This window comes from Halomonas sp. TP35, assembly GCF_052375975.1.
In the GTDB taxonomy this organism is placed as follows: Bacteria; Pseudomonadota; Gammaproteobacteria; order Pseudomonadales; family Halomonadaceae; genus Vreelandella; species Vreelandella citrativorans.
On sequence record NZ_JBQSUZ010000018.1, the window covers coordinates 24061 to 45554 of the forward strand.

General features: G+C 51.7%; 18 protein-coding genes. 7 read left to right on the forward strand and 11 right to left on the reverse strand.

Translation table 11 applies throughout. From position 1 onward, the window contains the following. Positions 1–149 precede the first annotated feature (149 nt). The 5 genes from ACT3RU_RS15820 to ACT3RU_RS15840 all read left to right on the forward strand — a co-directional run bounded on the left by ACT3RU_RS15820 (position 150) and on the right by ACT3RU_RS15840 (position 5512). The gene (locus ACT3RU_RS15820) at positions 150–1850 is read left to right on the forward strand and encodes a SulP family inorganic anion transporter (RefSeq protein ID WP_192527073.1); all 1701 of its coding nucleotides are present in this window, start codon (positions 150–152) and stop codon (positions 1848–1850) included. Between the two features lie 166 nt (positions 1851–2016). Then, complete coding sequence (locus tag ACT3RU_RS15825; RefSeq protein ID WP_192527074.1) at positions 2017–3123, forward strand: MlaE family ABC transporter permease; 1107 nt, start codon at positions 2017–2019, stop codon at positions 3121–3123. Continuing rightward, complete coding sequence (locus ACT3RU_RS15830; protein WP_192527075.1) at positions 3120–3959, forward strand: ABC transporter ATP-binding protein; 840 nt, start codon at positions 3120–3122, stop codon at positions 3957–3959. The genes ACT3RU_RS15825 and ACT3RU_RS15830 overlap by 4 nt, the downstream gene beginning before the upstream one ends. Positions 3960–3962: 3 nt before the next feature. Then, positions 3963–4904: an MlaD family protein gene (locus ACT3RU_RS15835; protein ID WP_172118784.1), complete on the forward strand. Its 942-nt coding sequence runs from the start codon at positions 3963–3965 to the stop codon at positions 4902–4904. Beyond that, positions 4901–5512 (forward strand): ABC-type transport auxiliary lipoprotein family protein, encoded by a 612-nt coding sequence (locus tag ACT3RU_RS15840; RefSeq protein ID WP_192527076.1) that lies wholly within the window; start codon positions 4901–4903, stop codon positions 5510–5512. Before ACT3RU_RS15835 ends, ACT3RU_RS15840 begins: the two co-directional genes overlap by 4 nt. A gap of 49 nt (positions 5513–5561) precedes the next feature. Here the strand turns inward: ACT3RU_RS15840 and ACT3RU_RS15845 are convergent, their stop codons facing one another. The 10 genes from ACT3RU_RS15845 to ACT3RU_RS15890 form a co-directional block, all read right to left on the reverse strand. After that, positions 5562–7409 carry a protein kinase domain-containing protein gene (locus ACT3RU_RS15845; RefSeq protein ID WP_192527077.1) on the reverse strand — a complete coding sequence of 616 codons (1848 nt, stop codon included), beginning with the start codon at positions 7407–7409 and terminating at the stop codon, positions 5562–5564. Positions 7410–7429: 20 nt separating this feature from the next. Beyond that, the gene (locus tag ACT3RU_RS15850; protein WP_192527078.1) at positions 7430–8704 is read right to left on the reverse strand and encodes a 2-oxo acid dehydrogenase subunit E2; all 1275 of its coding nucleotides are present in this window, start codon (positions 8702–8704) and stop codon (positions 7430–7432) included. Between the two features lie 18 nt (positions 8705–8722). Further along, a complete protein-coding gene (locus ACT3RU_RS15855) occupies positions 8723–9700 on the reverse strand; it encodes an alpha-ketoacid dehydrogenase subunit beta (RefSeq protein ID WP_087111445.1) in 978 nt (325 codons plus the stop codon). Between the two features lies 1 nt (position 9701). Then, positions 9702–10904: a thiamine pyrophosphate-dependent dehydrogenase E1 component subunit alpha gene (locus ACT3RU_RS15860; RefSeq protein ID WP_192527106.1), complete on the reverse strand. Its 1203-nt coding sequence runs from the start codon at positions 10902–10904 to the stop codon at positions 9702–9704. A gap of 207 nt (positions 10905–11111) precedes the next feature. Beyond that, positions 11112–11894 carry an ABC transporter permease gene (locus ACT3RU_RS15865; protein ID WP_412767828.1) on the reverse strand — a complete coding sequence of 261 codons (783 nt, stop codon included), beginning with the start codon at positions 11892–11894 and terminating at the stop codon, positions 11112–11114. Continuing rightward, on the reverse strand, positions 11884–12849 hold the full coding sequence (locus tag ACT3RU_RS15870) for an ABC transporter ATP-binding protein (RefSeq protein ID WP_192527079.1): 966 nt from the start codon (positions 12847–12849) through the stop codon (positions 11884–11886). Before ACT3RU_RS15870 ends, ACT3RU_RS15865 begins: the two co-directional genes overlap by 11 nt. Continuing rightward, a complete protein-coding gene (locus ACT3RU_RS15875) occupies positions 12846–14042 on the reverse strand; it encodes an ABC transporter permease (protein ID WP_192527080.1) in 1197 nt (398 codons plus the stop codon). The genes ACT3RU_RS15870 and ACT3RU_RS15875 overlap by 4 nt, the downstream gene beginning before the upstream one ends. A gap of 3 nt (positions 14043–14045) precedes the next feature. Beyond that, a complete protein-coding gene (gene osmF, locus ACT3RU_RS15880; RefSeq protein WP_192527081.1) occupies positions 14046–14957 on the reverse strand; it encodes a glycine betaine ABC transporter substrate-binding protein OsmF in 912 nt (303 codons plus the stop codon). A 110-nt stretch (positions 14958–15067) separates the two neighbouring features. Beyond that, entirely contained in the window at positions 15068–16462 is a 1395-nt protein-coding gene (gene cysS / locus ACT3RU_RS15885) for a cysteine--tRNA ligase (RefSeq protein WP_192527082.1), read from the reverse strand. A 10-nt stretch (positions 16463–16472) separates the two neighbouring features. Beyond that, complete coding sequence (locus ACT3RU_RS15890; protein WP_192527083.1) at positions 16473–18152, reverse strand: glutamine--tRNA ligase/YqeY domain fusion protein; 1680 nt, start codon at positions 18150–18152, stop codon at positions 16473–16475. A 155-nt stretch (positions 18153–18307) separates the two neighbouring features. Here ACT3RU_RS15890 and ACT3RU_RS15895 point away from each other — a divergent pair, with 155 nt between their 5' ends. Next, positions 18308–18808 (forward strand): peptidylprolyl isomerase, encoded by a 501-nt coding sequence (locus tag ACT3RU_RS15895; RefSeq protein WP_087111461.1) that lies wholly within the window; start codon positions 18308–18310, stop codon positions 18806–18808. Between the two features lie 15 nt (positions 18809–18823). Next, complete coding sequence (locus tag ACT3RU_RS15900; RefSeq protein ID WP_192527084.1) at positions 18824–19594, forward strand: UDP-2,3-diacylglucosamine diphosphatase; 771 nt, start codon at positions 18824–18826, stop codon at positions 19592–19594. 68 nt (positions 19595–19662) lie between these two features. Here ACT3RU_RS15900 and ACT3RU_RS15905 read toward each other — a convergent pair whose 3' ends face one another. After that, positions 19663–21480, reverse strand: coding sequence for a SurA N-terminal domain-containing protein (locus tag ACT3RU_RS15905; RefSeq protein WP_192527085.1), 1818 nt, complete (start codon positions 21478–21480; stop codon positions 19663–19665). Positions 21481–21494: the final 14 nt, after the last annotated feature.

Genomic DNA, 21494 nt, shown 5'->3' on the forward strand with positions numbered 1-21494 from the left:
ATGCTGATGAAATAAGTAACACTTTGGGGGAAGAGAGGTGGCTTATTTAAGAAGCCGAGCCGTAATTACTGGCATAACGCGTTAATATAAGGACTAATAAAAGAACCAACGGTTCTTAAAAACCATTGATGCCTGATGGCCCGGAGCCCATGTTTAAGCGTTATTTACCTATTCTCACTTGGCTACCGCACTATCATAGACGCCTACTGGGTGCTGATGTGCTAGCTGGGATCATTGTGACCATCATGGTCATTCCGCAATCGCTTGCTTATGCATTACTAGCGGGACTGCCTGCCGTTGTCGGATTATATGCCAGCATTCTGCCGCAGCTTCTTTATACCCTGTTGGGTACAAGTCGCACGCTCGCCGTAGGGCCTGTTGCCATTATCGCGCTGATGACGGGTGCTGCGCTCTCTTCAGTAGCGCAGCCAGACACTGACGCCTACTTACAGGCAGCTTTGGTACTTTCATTACTTTCTGGCGCTATATTAGTCATGATGGGCGCGCTACGGATGGGCTTTTTTAGCAACTTTTTAAGCCATCCGGTCATTTCTGGCTTTTTAACCGCCTCTGGAATACTCATTGCGGCAAGCCAGCTGGGAAGCATCTTAGGCGTCTCCAGTAGCGGCTTCACGCTCATTGAGCGTGTGATAACGCTACTCCCCAACCTGCCTCAATTTAACCCCTACACATTTGCGATTGGTACAGGCACGTTGGTATTTCTTATTGCCATGCGTCGCTATGGGAAGCAAACGTTTAGCGTACTGGGCCTTCCTGCCGCACTTACTGACTTAATCACCAAGGCGGGGCCTGTTTTTGCCGTCGTTACAACCACGTTCATTACCTGGCATTGGCAACTCACAGAGGCAGGCGTTGAAGTAGTAGGCGCTATTCCAAGCGGCTTGCCAGCGCTTAGCTTTCCGTGGGCGGACGCCTCCTTATGGCGGACATTGTTGATTCCGGCACTACTGATTAGCCTGGTGGGTTTTGTCGAGTCCGTGTCCATGGGTCAAATGCTGGCGGCAAAACGACGCCAGCGCATCTCACCTAACCAGGAACTGATTGGCTTGGGAGCCGCCAATCTGGCAGCGGGTGTTACCAGCGGGATGCCGGTAACGGGGGGTCTTTCAAGGACAGTGATCAACTATGATGCCGGAGCCCAAACCCCAGCGGCCGGGGCGTTTGCCGCTCTGGGCATTGCACTTATCACCCTATCATTTACCGGCTGGCTTTATTACCTGCCCATTGCCACCCTTGCCGCCACCATTACGGTGGCTATTTTAACGCTGGTGGATATTCCCATGCTGCGTCAAACCTGGTGTTATTCGCGCAGCGATTTTTCCGCAATGGCCGTGACCATTTTATTAACGCTGGTCGAGGGGATTGAAGCCGGTATTGTGAGTGGTGTTACATTATCTATAGCGCTATTTCTTTACCGTACCAGTCGCCCACACAGTGCACTGGTTGGCCGGGTACCGGATACCGAACATTTTCGTAATACCCACCGCCATAATGTCGAAACCATTAGCCATGTGGCACTGCTGCGTATCGATGAAAGCCTCTACTTTGCCAATGCTCGCTACCTGGAAGATACTGTTTATAACCTGGTGGCCAGTCATCCTGAACTTGAGCATGTGGTACTGATTTGTTCAGCGGTTAACCTGATTGACGCCTCTGCGCTGGAAAGCCTTGATGCCATCAATGCGCGGCTCAAAGATTCCAACGTCAAACTTCATTTGTCGGAAGTGAAAGGTCCTGTCATGGACAAGCTTAAAAAGAGCGACTTTCTGGACGCTCTAACAGGTCGGGTTTTTTTGAGTACCTACGCGGCCTGGCGAGAGTTTTCCTAAATAAGATGGATAACATGCGTATAACTAGCTACTCTAAACGGCGATTAATAAGCTACAGTATAATTACGAAGGAGTAAGTAATACGTTGTTTTGAGAGGGCTTCTCTAGATGGTTCGATTAAAGTAATGTGAATATTTTAGCGAGCCAACGGCGTTTAGGAGCAAAAATGCCAAGTGAGTGGATTATAAAGCGGGACGAAAAATTAGTATTACAGGGCGAATGGACGCTTTCTAATTACAAGCAGCTAAAAAATGCGGCTCAAAACTATTCTCAGCCAAACGATATATCCCTGACCGGCATTGAGCGCCTGGATACCGCAGGAGCCGCTGTCATTGTTGGCATGATCGGTATTGAAAAGTCTCGCGCAATAAGCGATTGGGCAGGCGAACTGCCCCAGGAACAACAAGCGCTTTTAAAGCGTATCGCTGAAGCGATGGATGCCCCGATAGAAGCCGTGCAGCATAGCTCCAACCGTCTCACTGATGCGCTGGCAAGTATTGGGGAGCACATGGCGGGGTTATGGTCGCAGCAGCGCCAGTTGCTGGCCTTCATCGGGCTCGTCATCGCGACACTGGTACAGGTCGTTTTTAAACCAAAACGTTGGCGAATAACTGCCACCGTCGCCCAAATACAGCAAAGCGGTCTTAATGCCGTTCCCATTGTTGCGTTGCTAACCTTCATGGTGGGTGCGGTCGTTGCTTTTCTGGGTGCCACCGTTCTCGAACAATTTGGCGCGACTGTTTATACCATTGACCTGGTGGCATTTTCATTTCTACGTGAATTTGGCGTTTTGTTGGCAGCGATTTTATTGGCAGGCCGAACTGCCAGTGCATTTACGGCTCAGTTGGGGTCGATGAAATCCAATGAAGAAATTGACGCGCTACAGACGCAGGGGCTAGACCCTATTGAGTTATTAGTGCTGCCCCGGATCATAGCGCTTCTCGTTAGCCTGCCTCTGCTTACCTTTATAGGAATGATGTGTGGCTTAATGGGAGGCGCGCTTGTTGCAGTGCTCTCTTTGGATATATCAACGGGGCAATTTCTTTACATACTGCAAAAAGATGTTGCGTTGAATAATTTCCTGGTAGGGATGAGCAAGGCCCCCATATTCGCCTTTGTTATTGCCGTCATTGGCTGTCTGGAAGGCTTCAAAGTTAGTGGTAGCGCGCAATCAGTAGGTTCTCATACCACGTCCAGTGTCGTGCAATGTATTTTCATGGTTATCTTGATTGATGCACTTGCCGCCCTGTTCTTTATGGAGATGGGCTGGTGAGCAAATCTACTGACTCCACAAACCAATCACCAAGCCATTCGTCTGGACAACCGGTGATTGAAGTTCGCGGTCTGGAAAACCGTTTTGGTAACCACGTCGTTCATGAATCGCTGGACCTTGATCTACTCGACGGCGAGATTCTCGGAATCGTGGGCGGATCAGGTACGGGGAAATCTGTTCTTTTGCGCAGTATCGTGGGGCTAAAACGCCCTAATGCAGGCAAAATTAATGTGTTGGGTAATGATCTTAACCAGTTAAGCAGTAAGGAGCGCAGTCAGGTTGAGCGACGCTTTGGCGTGCTTTTTCAACAAGGCGCCCTGTTTAGCTCGCTGAGCTTACAAGAGAATGTGGCGCTGCCCATTATTGAGCATGCCAAATTACCACGAGAAGATGCGGAATACCTGGCGCGAGTAAAACTCTCGCTGGTGGGGCTTGAGCCCGAAGCTGCATTGCAGTATCCAGAGTCGCTCTCAGGGGGCATGATTAAGCGTGCCGCCTTGGCTCGCGCACTAGCGTTAGACCCTGACATTCTGTTTCTTGATGAACCTACTGCAGGCTTGGATCCTATTGGCGCCGCTGCGTTTGACCAATTGCTGGTCACTTTACGTAATGCGCTCGGTTTTAGCGTTTTCCTGGTAACACACGACTTGGATACACTTTATGCCGCTTGCGATAGAGTGGCCGTACTTTCTCAGAAACGTGTTTTAGTAACGGATACCATTCAAAATGTTGCCCGGACGGATGATGAATGGGTCCAGAACTACTTTAACGGGCCTCGTGGCAGAGCCGCCAACAAGACCGCCCACTCAAATGATCGTCAGCTAAGGAGTGAGTAGCACATGGAAACACGCGCTCATCACGTTCTAATTGGTTTATTTACAGTAATAACGGCGGCAGCGGCTCTGCTATTTACGCTCTGGATCAGCCATGCAGCGGGTCAGCGCGACTATCAAACGTACCGTGTCTTGTTTGAACGCAGCGTTAGCGGGCTGACAGTAGGAAGTGCAGTGCAATATAACGGCATCAGAGTAGGCGATGTAACAACGCTGAATCTCAACCCTGCAGATCCTCGTCAGGTTATTGCCAAAATTCGTGTCGAAAAAGATACCCCCGTCAAAGAAGATACTCACGCGCAGCTAGCGTTTGCGAGTATTACTGGCAGCATGTCGATACAGCTCTACGGTGGAACACCGGATAGTCCTGCGTTAATTGATCATGCGGGTGATGAAATACCCGTTATTCATGCAGACCCCTCCCCGCTCTCCACTTTTTTAGAAGAGGGTAAAGAAGTGGTTGATAACATTAATTCAATTTTGGCCAATGTGAATAACCTCTTCGATGATAGTAATCGTCAGAATGCAAGTAACGTACTGACGAATATAGACCAAATTACCGAAATGATAGCGTCACAGCGTGAAGCGTTTGAAGAGAACTTAGCCCTATTAGGCACTGCATCACGCCAAGCGACCACCACGATGGCAAGCATTAATGTACTGAGCGAGCAAGTTACCCAGTTGCTCGAACAAGATGGACAAAACGTTATGCAAAATGCTGCCAATGCCAGCCAGGATATCGCCCGCGCAGCGCAGCGGATGGAGCAGCTGATAGAGCAAAATGCTGACGCAGTTGATAGCACCTTGCAAGGCACCCGCGATATTGGCCCTGCGCTTTCTTCACTGCGTTCAACGCTTAACTCATTGGATCGTATCGCCCGTGAGCTGGATGAAAACCCAATTGAATTCTTGTTGGGCCGGGACCAGATAAAGGAATTTAGCCCATGAACTTACGCCCTGTTTTTGCCGTACTCATTGTATCAGTACTCTTGTTGAGCACTGGGTGCTCCATCGTCCCTAAAAATGATCCGGCGACGCTTTATCGCCTACCCTCCACTAACGTGCCTGGCATAAACATGACCTCCAATGCGGCGACTGAAACATTGGGCATTGCTACGCCAGAAGCCGGATATCTGCTGAGCGGTAATCGCATAGTGGTCTATCCGGAAAAAAATATCGTTAATGTGTATGAAGGCGCTCGCTGGTATGAAGATGCCCCCGCCCTAGTTCAATCACGGTTAATAGAAGGTTTGCAGCAAAGTCAGCTCTTTGGCAATGTCGGAACCGATCAACTGCCCTCTCAGCTGCAACTACTTAGCTCACTGCGTAGTTTTCAAAGTGAGTATAAAAATGGGCGCCCTAATGCCGTTATTCAGCTCGATGTCCAGCTTGTAAACACCCATGACCGAATGCCTATTGCTTATCGCACGTTTACCACGACCAGCCAGGCAGCCGATGTTGATATATCTTCAGTGGTCGACGCCTTTGGCCGCGCAAGCGAGACACTGGTTGAACAGCTGATCACATGGCTGCAAGCCAACAGGTCTTCTTTTTAGACCACTATCTGACGCCACTTGTTGCCTGCTGATGTCTATCCGTAAGAGATCAGCAGGCTTTTATGTTTTTAACGTGTTCTCGTGGATTTTGTGGGTAGTAGCGCTCGGGCTGCCGCTCCAGATGGGTAAAAAAGCGGGTGTCTTTATAGGGCATCTTCATAAAACCAGAAACGCCCAAACCCTGGATCTGGTTAACCGCGTCTAAAATATAGGTAAGCAATGTTTGAAACTCGCGCTCCCTTGCGGGATCAAGCAGTCGGTAATAACTGTGTATTTTAAGATGCTGAGGGAGCGCCTCGAAGATAATCATTCCGGTATGATGAATATCGTTAAGTTGCTGCAGGATCGTCATAATGTCGGCAGGCAATATCAACAGCTCTTCCGGATCGGGCCCATCTTCAAAATAGCTATGCTGACGACTCCGATCCTCCAGTTCCGGCACTGCGCTCATTTCGTAGTTAATCGTCATATCAGGCTGGCAGTAAAACGGCTCACGCTCCGTTTCCCGCTCTAAATGCAGCGTTTGGCGCGCATTAAACAAACAGCTTTTAAAAACGCCCTGCCGATGAATGGCGCGCGCCAAGTGAACCGTATTATTAACAGCTTCAATAAAGGCGGGCTTCACGTCAGGGTCATGCAAGTTTAGGGAGGAATCAATATATACCCCTTCGCGCTCCCAACGTACGGCCAGCCCTCCTACCACCGGATATTTACCCAGCCGACTTACCGAGGCTAAAAACGCTTTTTCTGTCTCGCCCATCCCCTGCATAAACTGTTTATAGTAACGGTCCAGCTGTACATCGTTAACCTCGTTGAGCGTTTCCTCAACGCTGGCTTCTCGCAGAAAAGCCTTGCGAGAGCTATACACCACGGTATCAATTTCCTGCTGCACAGGGCGAGCCCATACGGGCACGAGAGGCACCTCGGGGCTGGGGGGGAAATCAATCATTACAACGTTTGCCATGCGCGGCATTGTGTCGATAAAGTAACTGCCTGCGGTAAGGCGAACCTGCGGGTCGGGGTCCAGCATACCATCCAATGTACGGGCAAATTCCACAGGCAACCCCAGGGAGCTTGCGGGAATAGCACGATGGCCAAACCGGCACGACTGTGCTGATGCCAGCGCATACAACGTGCCCGCCACGCCTTGTTCATCAAAACGTGGCGAAGAGAGCGCGCCGTTTAGCTGCTCTTCACCAATAAAATAGACGTCACCCAAACGTGCATTGGTTTGCTGTAGGTTATCGGACATCAGCTCCATCACATTCGCCCCAACGAACTGTAGTTGAGCATCCAATTGAGCAAAAACAGACGATCCCCAATCAATCAGTGCAATAGACTCAGTGTCAGGGTCGAAGACCAAGTTGGAGGGTTTGATATCACCATGTACCACTGGCCGGCCATGGGGCCCAGCCTCGCGGCGAAGCGCGATTAAAATATCAACAAGCTGACGCGCTATACGCATAATCAAGCGTGGTGACAAACGTCCTCTTTTGAGGGATATCTGTTCCAGATTCCAACCGGGTGCGCGCTCCATGACTAAAATCGACTGGCCTCTTGCGCGCTGGTAGGTGATTAACTTGGGAATGCGGGCATGCGACACTTGATCCAGCATAAACGCCTCTTCTTCGAGACGTTCCTGTAAGTGTGTAGGCAGCGTAATGCGAGAAAATTTGAACACATAGTGCGCCAGCGTATCGCCATTGGGCACGCTGCCAGAAAACACAAAACCGTAGGCGCCTTTGCCAATCAGCTCAATACCCTGATACCCAAGCTGACTAAGCTGGGCTTGGCAGAGCGCTACCCAGTCTTTAAGCTTTTGAGCATCATTATGGCTCAGCAGATAGACCGACTGCTCTTCAGGTATATAAAATTGCTGTAACGGCGCCTGCGGCATCTTGTGTCCTAAGCGTGCGTTTATCCCAGATAAAGCAGCATTGTTTCAGGCGCTTCCAAAAAGCCTTTCCACGTATTACAAAAGCGCGCAATGGTGCCGCCATCAATAAACCGATGATCTCCTGCCCAGGTAATTGTCATAATGGCGCGGCGCTGAACGGCGCCTTGCTCATCAAAACGCGGCAGCCACTGCGTTCTTCCTATCGCAACAATAGCCGCTTCGGGGGCATTAATAATGGGCGTGGCATAGGTACCTCCCAAGGCACCGATATTGGAAATACTGATCGTCCCTCCCTTTAGATCAGCCTGGTCGACGCGGCCTTCACGTGCAGCAACGGTCAAGCGGCCCACTTCACGAGCGATTTCAAGCAACGTCAAATGCTCAACGCCTTTAACATTTGGCACTAATAATCCGGTTTTGCTATCTACCGCCATACCAATATTGCACTGAGGATAGTAGTGAAGTTCATCACCGGCTTCATTGAGTTGCGCATTAAGTATCGGCGTCTCGGCCAAGGCGAGTGCCAACGCCTTCATAAAAAAGGGCATCAGCGTAAGGCGCTGCCCTTGAGCATCTGCCTGAGGCTTCAGCCGCTCGCGTAGCGCCAATAGCTCAGTAACATCAATCTCTTCGCCATAGTGAAAATGCGGAATAGTCGCTGCAGAGGCAACCATGCGTTTTGCCATCACGGCACGCACGCCGCGTAAGGGTTCTATACGTGGCGCGTCCTGCTCTGGGTTGTGCGCCTCACCGATAGTAGGCGCTGGCTTAGATGACGTCGGCTCTACCTCGTTGTGATGAATATGCTCCAGCACGTCTTCCTTAAGCACTCGGCCCTCTTTGCCGCTGCCAGCCACCTCGGTAATTGTTAACCCATGCTCTCGTACTAGTCGCCTTACCGCCGGGCTCGCGGGCACTTTGCCATAAGCTCCCTGTGCAGTTGGGTTACTGGGCGGCGTAGCGACGGGTAACTCAACAGCGTCATCCGGCACATCCGGTAGCTCGCTTATTGGCGATGCATGATGCGAAACAGAGCGGCCTCCTTCCCCTTCGTTCTCATCCAAGCCTTGGTAGGCGTAGAGTGGAGCATGCACTTTGGCAATTTGCCCTTGTGGCACATAAAGCCGTGTTACCACACCCGCTTCAGGGGCGGTGATTTCCACCAGCGCCTTGTCGGTCATTACCTCAACGATGGGCTGGTCTTCCTCGATATGATCACCTTCCGCAACCCGCCACTCCACGACTTCACACTCAACGATGCCTTCGCCAATATCTGGCAATTTAAAATCGCTCATTGCTCTTCTCCTTGGGCGCTAGAAATTAACGCTTTCACGAATCGCTTCAAAAATCTTCAAATGATCGGGAAAATACTCTTTTTCCAGCACCAAGGGGAAAGGAGTATCCAGCCCGGTCACCCGCTTTATCGGCGATTCGAGATAGAGAAAACAACGCTCTTGAATGGTCGCCGCTATTTCGCCGGCAAAACCTCCGGTTAGCGGTGCTTCATGGCTGACGACGAGCCGACCTGTTTTTAGTACAGACTCAGCAACGGTATCGGCATCCCAGGGAAGCAGGGAGCGCAGGTCAATCACTTCGCAGGCAATGCCTTGCGCTTCAGCAAGCTCTACTGCTTTCTCAATTACTTCCATCTGGGCGCCCCATCCTACCAGGGTAATATCGCTGCCCTCTTTGATGATGTCTGCTTCACCTATCTGCAGCTGATAATCCTCTTCCGGCACCTCGCCCACTGAAGCGCGGTAAAGACGCTTGGGTTCTAAAAAAAGCACCGGATCTGGATCGCGGATGGAAGCCAGCAACAGGCCTTTTGCCTGGTAGGGATTACGCGGCACCACCACTTTTATTCCAGGCGTATGGGTAAAGTAGGCTTCCGGAGACTGAGAGTGATAAAGCCCACCGGATATCCCCCCACCGTACGGGGTACGAATTGTTAGTCCGCCGACGTTAAACAAGTCGCCTGAACGATAACGATACTTGGCCGTTTCGTTAACAATCTGGTCAAACGCGGGAAAGATATAGTCGGCAAACTGGATTTCGGCGACAGGCACCGAACCCTGTGCTGCCAAACCGTTGGCAAAACCAATAATGCCTTGCTCTACCAGGGGCGTATTAAAACACCGCGCTTTACCGTATTTTTCCTGTAGATGGCTGGTGGCGCGAAACACACCACCGAAAATGCCGACGTCCTCACCAAAGCAAATGACCTTTTCATCCTCCGCCATGGCGATATCCAGCGCATTATTAATGGCCTGCAACATATTCATCGTGGGCATGTTACGCCTCCCCTTTAGAGTCAGTGGGCGTCTTCACGGTCAAGTCTAACGACCGAGCGCCTTGGGGGTAGGCCTCAGGGTAGCGACGAATATGGCTTTTAAGTTGGTCGAATTGACGCTGAAGTGCTGGGGTTACATCAGCATAAACATCACTCACCAGACTATCCAATGAGGGTGGAGGCCGCTTTTCAGCACGCTTCATGGTTTCAAGCACATCACGGCGCAGCGATTCCTGCTGCTGGGTTTCCTCCTCTTCGCTCCACCAACCTTTCTTCAACATCCACTTTTGCATTCGCAGCACGGGGTCCTTGAGGCGCCATGTCTCTTCTTCGCTTTTTAAGCGATAGCCAGAAGGATCATCAGAGGATGAGTGAGCGGCAAGGCGATACGTCATCGCCTCAATCAGTACCGGGTGGTTATGCTCAACCGCCAGTTTGCGCGCCTGCCGAGTGGCTTCGAATACGGCAAGTACGTCGTTACCATCCACGCGAATAACGTGCATGTGATAACCAAACGCACGCGGTGCAATGCCATCCGCGGCAAACTGCTCAACGGCGGGAGTGGAAATGGCATAGCCATTATTACGGCAGAAAAAGATGACGGGCACTTTATGGACAGAGGCCATATTAAGCGCCGCATGAAAGTCGCCCTCTGACGCTGCGCCTTCGCCAAAAAAGGTCAACGTACACTGCCCATCGCCTGCGAGTTTTTGACCGTAGGCATAGCCGGTTGCCTGGGGGATTTGGGTCGCCAAGGGTGACGAAATCGTCATGTAGTGAAGTTTACGCGAGCCATAGTGAATCGGCATTTGGCGGCCCTTGCCATAATCCAGCTCATTGCCGAATAGCTGGTTCATAAACTCATCAATGGAAAAACCGCGATACATCAGCGCACCCTGCTCACGGTATTGCGCCATGATCATATCCGCATCGTCCAGGGCGGCGGTGGCGCCCACCACCGCCGCTTCTTCTCCTACGCACTGCATGTAGAAGCTAAGCCGCCCCTGGCGCTGTGCGGCCATCATACGTTCGTCAAGAATACGAGTGGATAGCATGGCCTGGTAGAGCCTGCGTGCGTGTTCACGCTCTAGCGCAGGCGCTTCGGCACCGCTATAAAGTTCGCCTTCAGGGTCGAGCAAGCTGAAGGTGGAGATGGAAAGCTCATCGCCCGTCAGAAACGTCGGCTGGTGTACGTAGCGAATCATCATTATTGTCCTTGTTATGCCTCTTTTGAAGGCAGTATTGTCGGAGATGACTGTTTATGTCAGTGGATTTATCTGGTTTCAGTCAACGCAACGACTACGACAGTAACGCAGCACAAGGACTTTAGGCATACCACTTAAGACGAAGAGACCAACGACGAAAAGATAATCTGGAGCGGTTCAAGGAGATGGCGGTTTAGAAGCAAGGCGTTAGGAAGAAGAGAGTCGTAAGCGCAGCCTGGTTTGAAGTGCATCAAACACGCTATCAACCGTAAGCGCCAGAAGCGCAATCATCAAAGCACCCTGAATAACGTAAGCCATATTGTTATTAATAATGCCGGCAATGATCGGATCCCCCAGGTTGCTGGCACCCACCGTGGCACCGAGTGCAGCGGTCGCAATATTGATAGTCACCGAGGTACGAATACCCGCCAATATGACGGGCGCAGCCAAAGGCAGCTCTACCTGGTAAAGCACCTGAAGGGGCGTTAGCCCCACTGCACGGGCTGCGGTTTTAATGTCCTTATCAACATCCTGAAGCCCTGCCAGGGTATTGCGTACAATCGGCAGCAGACCATAAAGCATTAACGCCACAATAATGGGCAAGGTACCAAAACCCAGTACCGGCACGGCTAATGCCAATACCGCCACGGGGGGAAACGTTTGTCCAAGTGATGCAAGTTGCGACACTAACGGCAAAAAATCCTGCCCTTTTCGACGAGTTACCGCAATACCTGCGCCCACACCCAAGCTTATGGTAACAACCGCGGCAACTCCAACGACCAGTACATGGCGTTCAAGCAACACATAAAAAGGCGTACGTTGATAGATAACCTGCCGAACATCCGGCTCTATCCATTGAAAGATACCCTGGGCGTGCGGTATTCCCACGATACAGATAGCCAACAGCATGCACCATAAGAATGGCCACAACCAGACCGTCATTGCGCTGGCTTGGGTCGAACGGATAACACGCTTCACATCAGGCTTCACGCATGCTTCCTTTTTCCAACTGGGCCTCTTTTACTATCTTGCGCAGAGAAAGCTCGCCAATTGGAACATCCTGCTGATCGACCACGGCAAGACGATCCGTATGGTCGCGCAGCATCATGGAAAGCGCTTGGCGCAACGAAAAGTCAGCGGGTATACGAAACTGCGAGGGCAACGTTGGGCCCATCGAAGACATGTGGTCCTTGACTCGTGTTAAGGCCGCTTGTTTTAAACCTCGTTCAAGCCCACCCAAAAGCGATTCAACAAAAGGGTCCTTGGGATGCTGTAACAGAGAAAGCGGTGTCCCCTGCTGCACGATATGGCCATCGCGCATCACGACAAGATGATTAGCCAGCTTAAGCGCTTCATCCATATCATGTGTGACAAACACAACGGTTTTATGTAACCGTGCCTGAAGGCCTGCCAGCTCATCCTGCAATTTGACGCGCGTGATAGGGTCCAGTGCGCCAAAAGGCTCATCCATTAATAAAATATCCGGATCAGCCGCTAGGGCGCGGGCAACACCTACGCGCTGAGCCTGCCCACCAGAAAGCTGATGCGGATACTTATGTGCGAACTCAGCAACGGGCAAGCCAAGCAAGCCCATTAGCTCCTCAACCCGCGCATGAATATCTTTCGCAGGCCATTTCAGCAGGCGTGGCACCAACCCAATATTGCGAGCAACCGTCCAGTGCGGGAATAACCCCGTGCTTTGAATGACATATCCAATCCGGCGGCGCAGCTTGACCGGGTCATACGCTTCAATGGCCTGGCCATCCAGAGTAATCTCACCATCACTTTTTTCGATTAAGCGATTGATCATTCGCAACGTGGTCGACTTGCCACAGCCAGAGGTACCTACCAGAGCGCAAAACTGCCCTTTTTCCACCTTTAGATTAATGGCATCAACTGCCATTTCAGTACCGAAATACTTTGAGACGTGTGAAAGTTCGATCATTGAACGCCTCCTGGGCGCAGTGCTTCTGCCAAGGCACCCAGGCCCGCATCCACTAACAAAGCTAATATCAAAATGGGCAGTGCACCCAGCAGTACCATGTCCATGGCTGCCTGGCCTAGCCCTTGAAATATGAAGGTGCCTAAGCCCCCAGCACCAATCAAAGCCGCTACTGCCGTGAGTCCAATGGCTTGAACCGTCGTAATACGCACACCCTCCAACAGCACAGGCAGCGCCAAGGGCAGGCGAACCTGCCAAAACCGCTGAATACGGTGCATGCCCATGGCGCTTGCGGCTTCCAGAGTATCCGGACTGACCTCTTCCAAGGCAGTGTAGGTGTTGCGCACCATGGGCAGCAGGCTATAGGCCACTAGCGCAATAAGTGCGGGCGTGTTACCAATCCCACTCACCCCAACCTTAGCCAAGAAAGGCACATTGGCGGCAAGCCACGCCAGCGGCGCCAGCAAAAGACCAAAGAGTGCCAGGCTAGGGATGGTTTGGAGGAAATTAAGCAGCGCAAAAGCAACCTTTTGCAGCCTGGCAAAGCGACGCATCAACAGGGCAAGCAGCGTGCCCATCACTACACTCACGCTCACAGCGGTGCTCACCAGGATAATATGCTGCCTGATCGCCTGTATGAATTGATGATCCCGCGCTTTAAATTCCTGAACCAGAGCCAAGTCTTTTAACCAGAGCCACGCGCAAAGCCACCAAATCAGTCCAACGCCTGTCAATATGAAAACCGGCCATAAACGTTTTAAACCAAGCCGCAGGCGTAGTTCAACGATACCTAGCAGTGAGATAAACAAGACAACCCAATAACCGCCCCCGATGCCTAATCGCGCTTGAGGAAGCTCTGGGTCTATTAAAAAGTGGCTGGCGACCATTAATCCAAACGGCATCAGCACCAGTAGTAATACCACTACGCCCAAGGCCGCCCAATAGTGGATACGGCTGGACTGGTACGCCAGGCTTCCCAACGCAATGACCAGTAATGAGACAAGCAAAGCACCGGGCCAACCGAAGGCATTCTGAACGTTGACACTCTCTCCTTGCACAATTCGGTTAGGTGCAACGCTGACGGTATCCAACCCCCAAACCGCTGCCAGCATCACCACACTTAAACTGATTAATACAGCATTAGGGTAACCACCACGCCCCAAACGAGGCGTGGGCAGCGCATCCAAAAGCGACATTTATTAGTTATCCAAACGGTCGAGATAGTCGTTGGCGACCTGACTTGCCGATAAACCGTTAACGGCTACATCCGCGTTAAGCGCTTGTAGCGTTACCTCGTCCAGGGTTGTAAATACATCATGAAGCAGCGGTTCAATATCCGGGTAGGCTTCAAGAATACTTTCTCGTACGACCGGTGCGGGCTGATAGACAGGTTGAACGCCTTTCGAGTCTTCCAATACCACTAGGCCCAGGGCACTTAAGCCGCCATCCGTTCCATAGGTCATCGCTGCGTTAACGCCACTGGTTTGTTGAGCCGCGGCACGCATTGTAGCCGCTGTATTACCGCCTGAAAGCACCAGCAGCTGTTCATCCGTTAACTTAAATCCGTACGCATCTTGAAAAGCGGGTAATGCCTGAGCGGATTCAACGAACTCTGCACTGGCCGCAAACTTGAAATCGCCGCCATCGGCAATATAAGCAGTAAGATCATCCAGTGTTTTCAAATTATGCTCATCTGCAACATCCTGACGAATACTCATGGCCCAAGTATTATTCGCGCTCGCGGGTGTTAACCATACCAATCCATTTTGCGCATCCAACTCACGTACGGTTTGATGTGCCTGGTCAGCATCTTTCCATACATCGCTATCCGCCATATCGAAAAAGAAAGCACCGTTTCCGGTGTATTCAGGATATAGATCGATTTCTCCAGCAGTTAGCGCGGTACGTACCACATTCGTAGCACCCAGTTGAAGACGGTCTTGCGTTGGTATGCCGTTGCGCTCTAGCGTCTGAATGATTAACTCACCCAATACCGCCCCTTCCGTGTCAATTTTGGAGGCAACAACGACGGGCTCATTGGCATTCGCTTGGCTTAATGCTGTCAACGACAGGGCAACGACAGATAGCAGAGGTTTGATAGTAAAGCGCATCCTGGCAATCCTTTAGTAGACGTCTTTTTGAGGAGAGGTATTATTAGTATAAGGGGCATTCGAGTAGCTGCCAGACGCCACTATATCGACGCCTGGCGCACCGGCTCTTGCTAAGGAGATTCAATGACCCACGTGGTTCCTTCCCGTGAGTCTTTTAGAACGATACCTAACGCCGCCAGCTCATCACGAACAGCATCTGCCTGAGCAAAATCCTTGTTCGCTTTCGCTGCCTGACGCTGGGCAATTTTTTCCTGAATAGCCGCTTCGCTAAGCGCTACCCCTTGCGACTGAGAGCCTTTTAAAAACACGGCGGGCGTTTGTTGAAGAAGCCCCAACACACCAGCGAGCTGTTTTAATTCGCCAGCCAGCCCCACGGCCTTTTCAGGTGTATCGCTTTTGGCACGATTAACCTCTCGCGCCAACTCAAATAGCACTGCAAGCGCTTCCGGGGTATTGAAGTCATCGTCCATGACCTTCGTGAAGCGGTCACGATAAGGGCTAGCGACTTCCTCCACTCGGGCAGCGCTATCGACGCCATCCAGCGCGGTATAAAGACGCGTTAACGATTTACGCGCCTCTACGAGGGAATCAACCGAGTAGTTAATCGCACTCCGATAGTGGCTGGCGACCAACAGGTAACGCACCACTTCCGGATCATGCTCAGCCAATACGTCTCGGATAGTGAAGAAGTTGCCTAGCGACTTCGACATCTTTTCCTGATCCACACGGACAGCGCCCGCATGCATCCAAGTGTTAACGTAGGTTTTCCCCGTCGCGGCTTCTGACTGAGCAATTTCGTTTTCGTGGTGTGGGAAGGTCAAATCGGGCCCGCCACCGTGAATATCAAAGGTATCACCCAAACAGCAGGTCGACATGGCCGAACACTCGATATGCCAGCCAGGACGGCCATCGCCCCAGGGTGATGACCAGTGCGCCTCCCCCGGTTTTGCCGCTTTCCAAAGCACAAAATCAAGCGGATCTTCTTTATGAATATCCACATCAACCCGCGCACCTGAACGCATATCGTCTAGCTGACGGTTATTGAGCTTGCCGTACGTGGCGAATTTGCGCACTCGGTAGTACACATCGCCATTTCCAGCGGGATAGGCAAAACCCTTATCGATCAACGTTTCGATCATGGCGACGATATCGCCAATATGCCCCGTTGCACGGGGCTCTTGGCTGGGTGGCAGCACGTTCAGCCGCGCTTCGTCTTCATGCATGGCATCAATCATGCGCTCGGTTAGCGCCGTAATGCTTTCACCATTCTCCTCAGCACGCTTAAGGATTTTATCGTCGATATCGGTGATGTTACGCACGTAGGTAACGTCGTAGCCACGGTGGCGCAAATAGCGAGTAATGACATCAAATGCGACCATGACGCGGGCGTGGCCAAGGTGACAATAGTCATACACCGTCATGCCGCAGACATACATGCTTACCTTACCCGCGACCAGCGGCGTAAATGGCTCCTTGCGACGCGTCAGCGTATTGTAAATTTGCATATGACGATCCTTAACCTTTCTGTTTGATTTTCGCCCAGCTATCTTTCAACCCTACGGTACGGTTAAACACCAGTTGCCCCGGCTTGGAGAGATGACGGTCAGCGCAGAAGTAACCCATGCGTTCAAACTGGAAACGATCTTCCGGCACGGCTTCGGCCAGACTTGGCTCGCCGATTGCTTGGCAGATGACCAATGATTCTGGGTTCAGGTGCTCAAGGAAATCGACATCCTTGTCACGGTCCGGTTGCTCGACCATGAACAAGTTGTCATACAGACGCACTTCTATGGGCACACCGTGAGTGGCGCTGACCCAGTGAACCACGCCTTTCACCTTGCGCCCTTCCGGGTTTTTGCCGAGCGTGTCGAAGTCCACCGAACAGCGCAGCTCAATCACTTCACCGGCGTCGTTCTTGATCACCTCGTCACACCGGATGACGTAGCTGTTGCGCAAGCGAACTTCCTTGCCTGGCGCCAAGCGGAAGAACTTCTTGGGCGCATCTTCCATGAAGTCATCCTGGTCGATGTACAGCTCGCGACCAAACGGCACCTTGCGCATCGGCATGTCGTCACGCGCGGGGTGTCCCGGCACGTCGTACACTTCCTCGTAGTCTTCTGCCACGTTAGTCAGCACGACCTTGAGTGGTTTCAGCACGCACATGGCACGCGGCGCGTTATCTTCAAGGTCCGAGCGAATAGCGTGGGTCAGCATGGCGATATCGACAAGTCCGCCATCGGCACGCGTCACGCCGATCATTTCGCAGAATTTACGAATAGAGGCGGCGGTATAACCGCGGCGGCGCATGCCGGAAACCGTCGGCATCCGTGGATCATCCCAGCCGTCTACGATCTGCTCGTCCACCAACAGTTTCAATTTGCGTTTAGAGGTCAGCGTGTAATCCAGATTTAAGCGCGCAAACTCAATCTGACGTGGTTTAGCGGGAACCGGGAGATTATTCAGGAACCACTCATATAGCGGACGGTGGTCTTCAAATTCCAGCGTACAGATTGAGTGGGTGATACCTTCAATCGCATCCGACTGCCCATGAGTGAAGTCGTAGGAAGGATAAATCTTCCATTTATCGCCGGTTTGGTGATGATTCGCATGACGAATGCGATATAAGATGGGATCACGCAAGTTGATATTAGGTGATGCCATATCGATTTTGGCACGCAGCACTTTTTCACTTTCGCCAAATTCGCCAACGCGCATACGCTCCAGAAAATCCAGGTTCTCCTCAACGCTACGTTCGCGATAAGGGCTTGGCTTACCAGGAGCCGTTAACGTACCGCGATACTCACGAATCTCATCGGGAGAAAGATCATCCACATAGGCTTTACCTTCGCGAATTAAATGCTGTGCCCAGGCATAAAGCTGGTCAAAGTAGTCAGAAGCAAAACGAACGGGCCCCGCCCAGCTAAAACCCAACCAACTGACGTCTTCTTTGATTGCATCAATATAAGCCTGCTCTTCTTTCGCCGGGTTGGTGTCGTCAAAACGCAGATGACACTCACCACCCATTTGCTCCGCCAATCCGAAATTTAAGCAGATCGACTTTGCGTGGCCGATGTGCAGAAAACCGTTCGGCTCTGGGGGGAAACGCGTCACGATTTTTGTGACCTGGCCGCCCTCGATCTCGTCGCGTACTTGGTTGCGAATGAAGTTCGGCGCTGGGGTGGTCTCGTTGGTCATGGTGGTGTTGAAAACCTCGTGGTGGATGGCGTGCCAAGCAACCTCTGCTTACGCTATCAGGTTAGCGCTTCGCGGTGCCAAGCAAAACCGCTATTATAGCGTGACGCCGATGCACAGCGCCAAGGCGAACGTCTTCATTGAACAGGAATTTATTCATGATCGTATTACAGACAAACCACGGTGACATTACTATCGCGCTTAATCATGAAAAAGCGCCGGTAACAGCGGCTAACTTCGAGCAGTATGTTCGTGATGGATTTTACGATGGCACACTGTTTCACCGCGTCATTGACGGGTTTATGGTGCAAGGCGGTGGCTTTGATCAGGACTTCAACCAGAAGCCGACACGTGATTCAATCGAGAATGAAGCGGATAATGGCTTAAAGAACACCATCGGCACGCTTGCCATGGCTCGAACGCAAGACCCCCATTCGGCGACTGGCCAGTTTTTTATTAATGTTGGCGACAACGGCTTTTTAGATCACAGCGGAAAAAGTCTTCAAGGTTGGGGTTACGCCGTTTTTGGTGAAGTAGTTGATGGTATGGACGTGGTCAATGCCATTAAGGGTGTGAGCACAACCCGCCGTGGCATGCATGCGGATGTGCCTGCGGAAGATGTGATCATTGAGCGTGCTTATGTAAAAGAAGCAGAATAACTCTTCGGGAGCATCATGCGCACACTGCTTGTAGCTGACATGCACTTAAGCAGCGACACCCCTGAGATCAATCAGGGGTTTTATCGCTATCTAGAACAAGCCGCCCAGGGCGCAAGCGCCCTTTATATTTTGGGTGATCTTTTTGATGCGTGGATTGGCGATGACTTACTCGACACTCAGCATCCCCTTAGCGCCGTAGCGCTTGAGGTCATCCAGCGGTTACGCAAGCTGAGCGATGACGGCACGGCTATTTATCTGTCTCATGGCAACCGTGACTTTCTGCTGGGCGAACGGTTTGTTAATGCCTGCCAGGCAACACTACTCTCCGATGTGCAGGAAGTGGAGTTGGAGGGCGTGCCGCTTGTACTGTTGCATGGCGACAGCCTATGCACCCAGGATGACGCCTATATGGCATTCAGGCAGCAGTCGCGCAATCCTGAATGGCAAGCACAGATTCTAGCGCTGCCCCTTGAGCAGCGCCTGGAGCTTGCCAAAAGCCTACGCCTGCAATCAGGTGATGCCAACGCCAACAAAGCCGAGGCAATTATGGATGTGACCCATGCTGAAGTCGTGCAACTAATGGAGCGTTATGGCGTTGCCACTATGATTCATGGCCATACGCACCGCCCTAAAGTTCATGATCTCACGGTGGAGGACGTACCCGCCAAGCGCTTTGTACTAGGTGACTGGGATAACCAGCACGGCTGGGATGTTATTATCGAGGAGTCTGACCGCCCTGAACCCAGGCTGCGTCAATTCTCCTTGGCCACGCCGCCCGCGGCGTAACTGCCTTCAGCAAACACAAAAAAAGCCGATCAATTGATGATCGGCTTTTTTATTCATACCTGACAACGTTAGCGCTTGATATCCGCATCCTGATACAGGGTGTCAATCAAGCCCTGGATCACCGCCTGGGCTCTTAACTGCTCAGCCATTTGCGCGACAAAACCCGCTATTTGATCACTATCATCGCCAGCCGATACGTCATCCAACGCGATGACCGCAACATCTTGCGACAGCGTAACAGCCCGGTACTGGCTTTCACCTTCATCCGGATTCGGCATACGGAAGACTTCCGACACCACCCCTTGAGGTAAAGAACCATTCTGCTGACGACTAACGTTAGTAGCTTCAAGCCAATTGACGTCGAGCGTCTCACCCGCATTAAGCGAAGCTGTCATTGCTTGAGCCTGCTCAAGCATGGCTTGCTGACGCTGCTGTGCGGCAACAGACTGCTCTACCTCATCACGGACGTCATCCAAGCTTATCAACGTCGCTTCACGGTGTTCGGCCACACGCAAGACCAAGCGTCGATCATCGTCGAGCTCAATCACTTCACTGTTATAGCCATCATTCAGTACCTCTTCGCTGAAGGCCTCATCCAGCACGCCCGGCTCCGACAGGACACCTTCACCTTCACCTCGCGCGAGCCAATCGGTCTGCGTTAGCGTCACATCAATCTGATCAGCAACACTTTGCAAATCATCCGCTGCAAAACTCTGATCAATCAACTGCTGAACCTTGGCGTTAAATGCATCGTTAACATCACCTAACGCAACATTTTGACGCAGTACGTCACGCTGCTCTTCAAAAGAGGGGGCATCAACATCGGTCACCCGCAGGATGTGGAAGGCACCATCAACTTCAACGACCTGCGACGTTTCGCCTTCAGCAAGAGAGAATGCAGCCTCATCAAATGCATTGCCAAAAATACCGCGCGAGATCGTGCCTAGGTCTCCTCCTTCCTCTGCACTTGTCGTGTCATCAGAGTAGCGAAGTACCGTATCAGCAAAGGATTCGCCATCTTCCAGGTCATCATAAGCAGTGTCAGCAATGCTGCGTGCTTCTTCACGGGAACGTTCATCACCAAAGGTCACCATGATATGTGAAATACGCCGATCCGCATTTTGATTCTGTTCACGCCACGCCTGGCGAAGCGTCTCTTCATCAATTTCAGTTTCAGCGGCCATGGCTTGGCGATCAATCAGCACATACTCAACGCGTACCTGCTCAGGCCGCTCGAAACGCTCCTGGTGGGCATCGTAGTAAGCCTGCATCTGCTCATCTGTGACATTGATATCAACGTCTACGTCATCGTTGTTCATCAGCACATAACGAAAACTGCGCTGCTGATTTTGTAACTCGGCTAAACGGGCCTGCTCGCTGGGCAGGCTAAAATCGCTGAATGCCAAGCCTTGCTGTAAGTGCTGACGCTTAATGTCAACGCGCAAGTCCTGGCGAAACGAGATAGGTGAATAACCTGCACCCGCCAGCCGGTTACGGAAAATGTCGGCCGAGAAATGACCGTTTTGATCATGAAACTCGGGGAGGCCTACAATAATTTGGTCTAACTGTGCATCGGAGACGTAGAACCCGCCGTCATCAGCATACTGAGTAAGCAGTTGCTGGGTGATCAACTGATCCAGCATATCATTGCGCAACGCACGCTCTTGTTCCGGCGGAACCTGGCCTGACCGAAGCGCTCGCTGCACCTCAAGCTCAACCTGCTGACGCATGATGGGCTGGCCATTGACACTTGCGACTTCATTGGGATCGCTGCCAAACACACTAAACAGTGATTCCACTCCAAACAGCGCCATGGCAGCCACCATGAGACCGATAATAATTTTGGCGCCCCAGCTTCTGGAGCCATTTCGAATACTTTGCAGCATGCTAGCCTCAGATA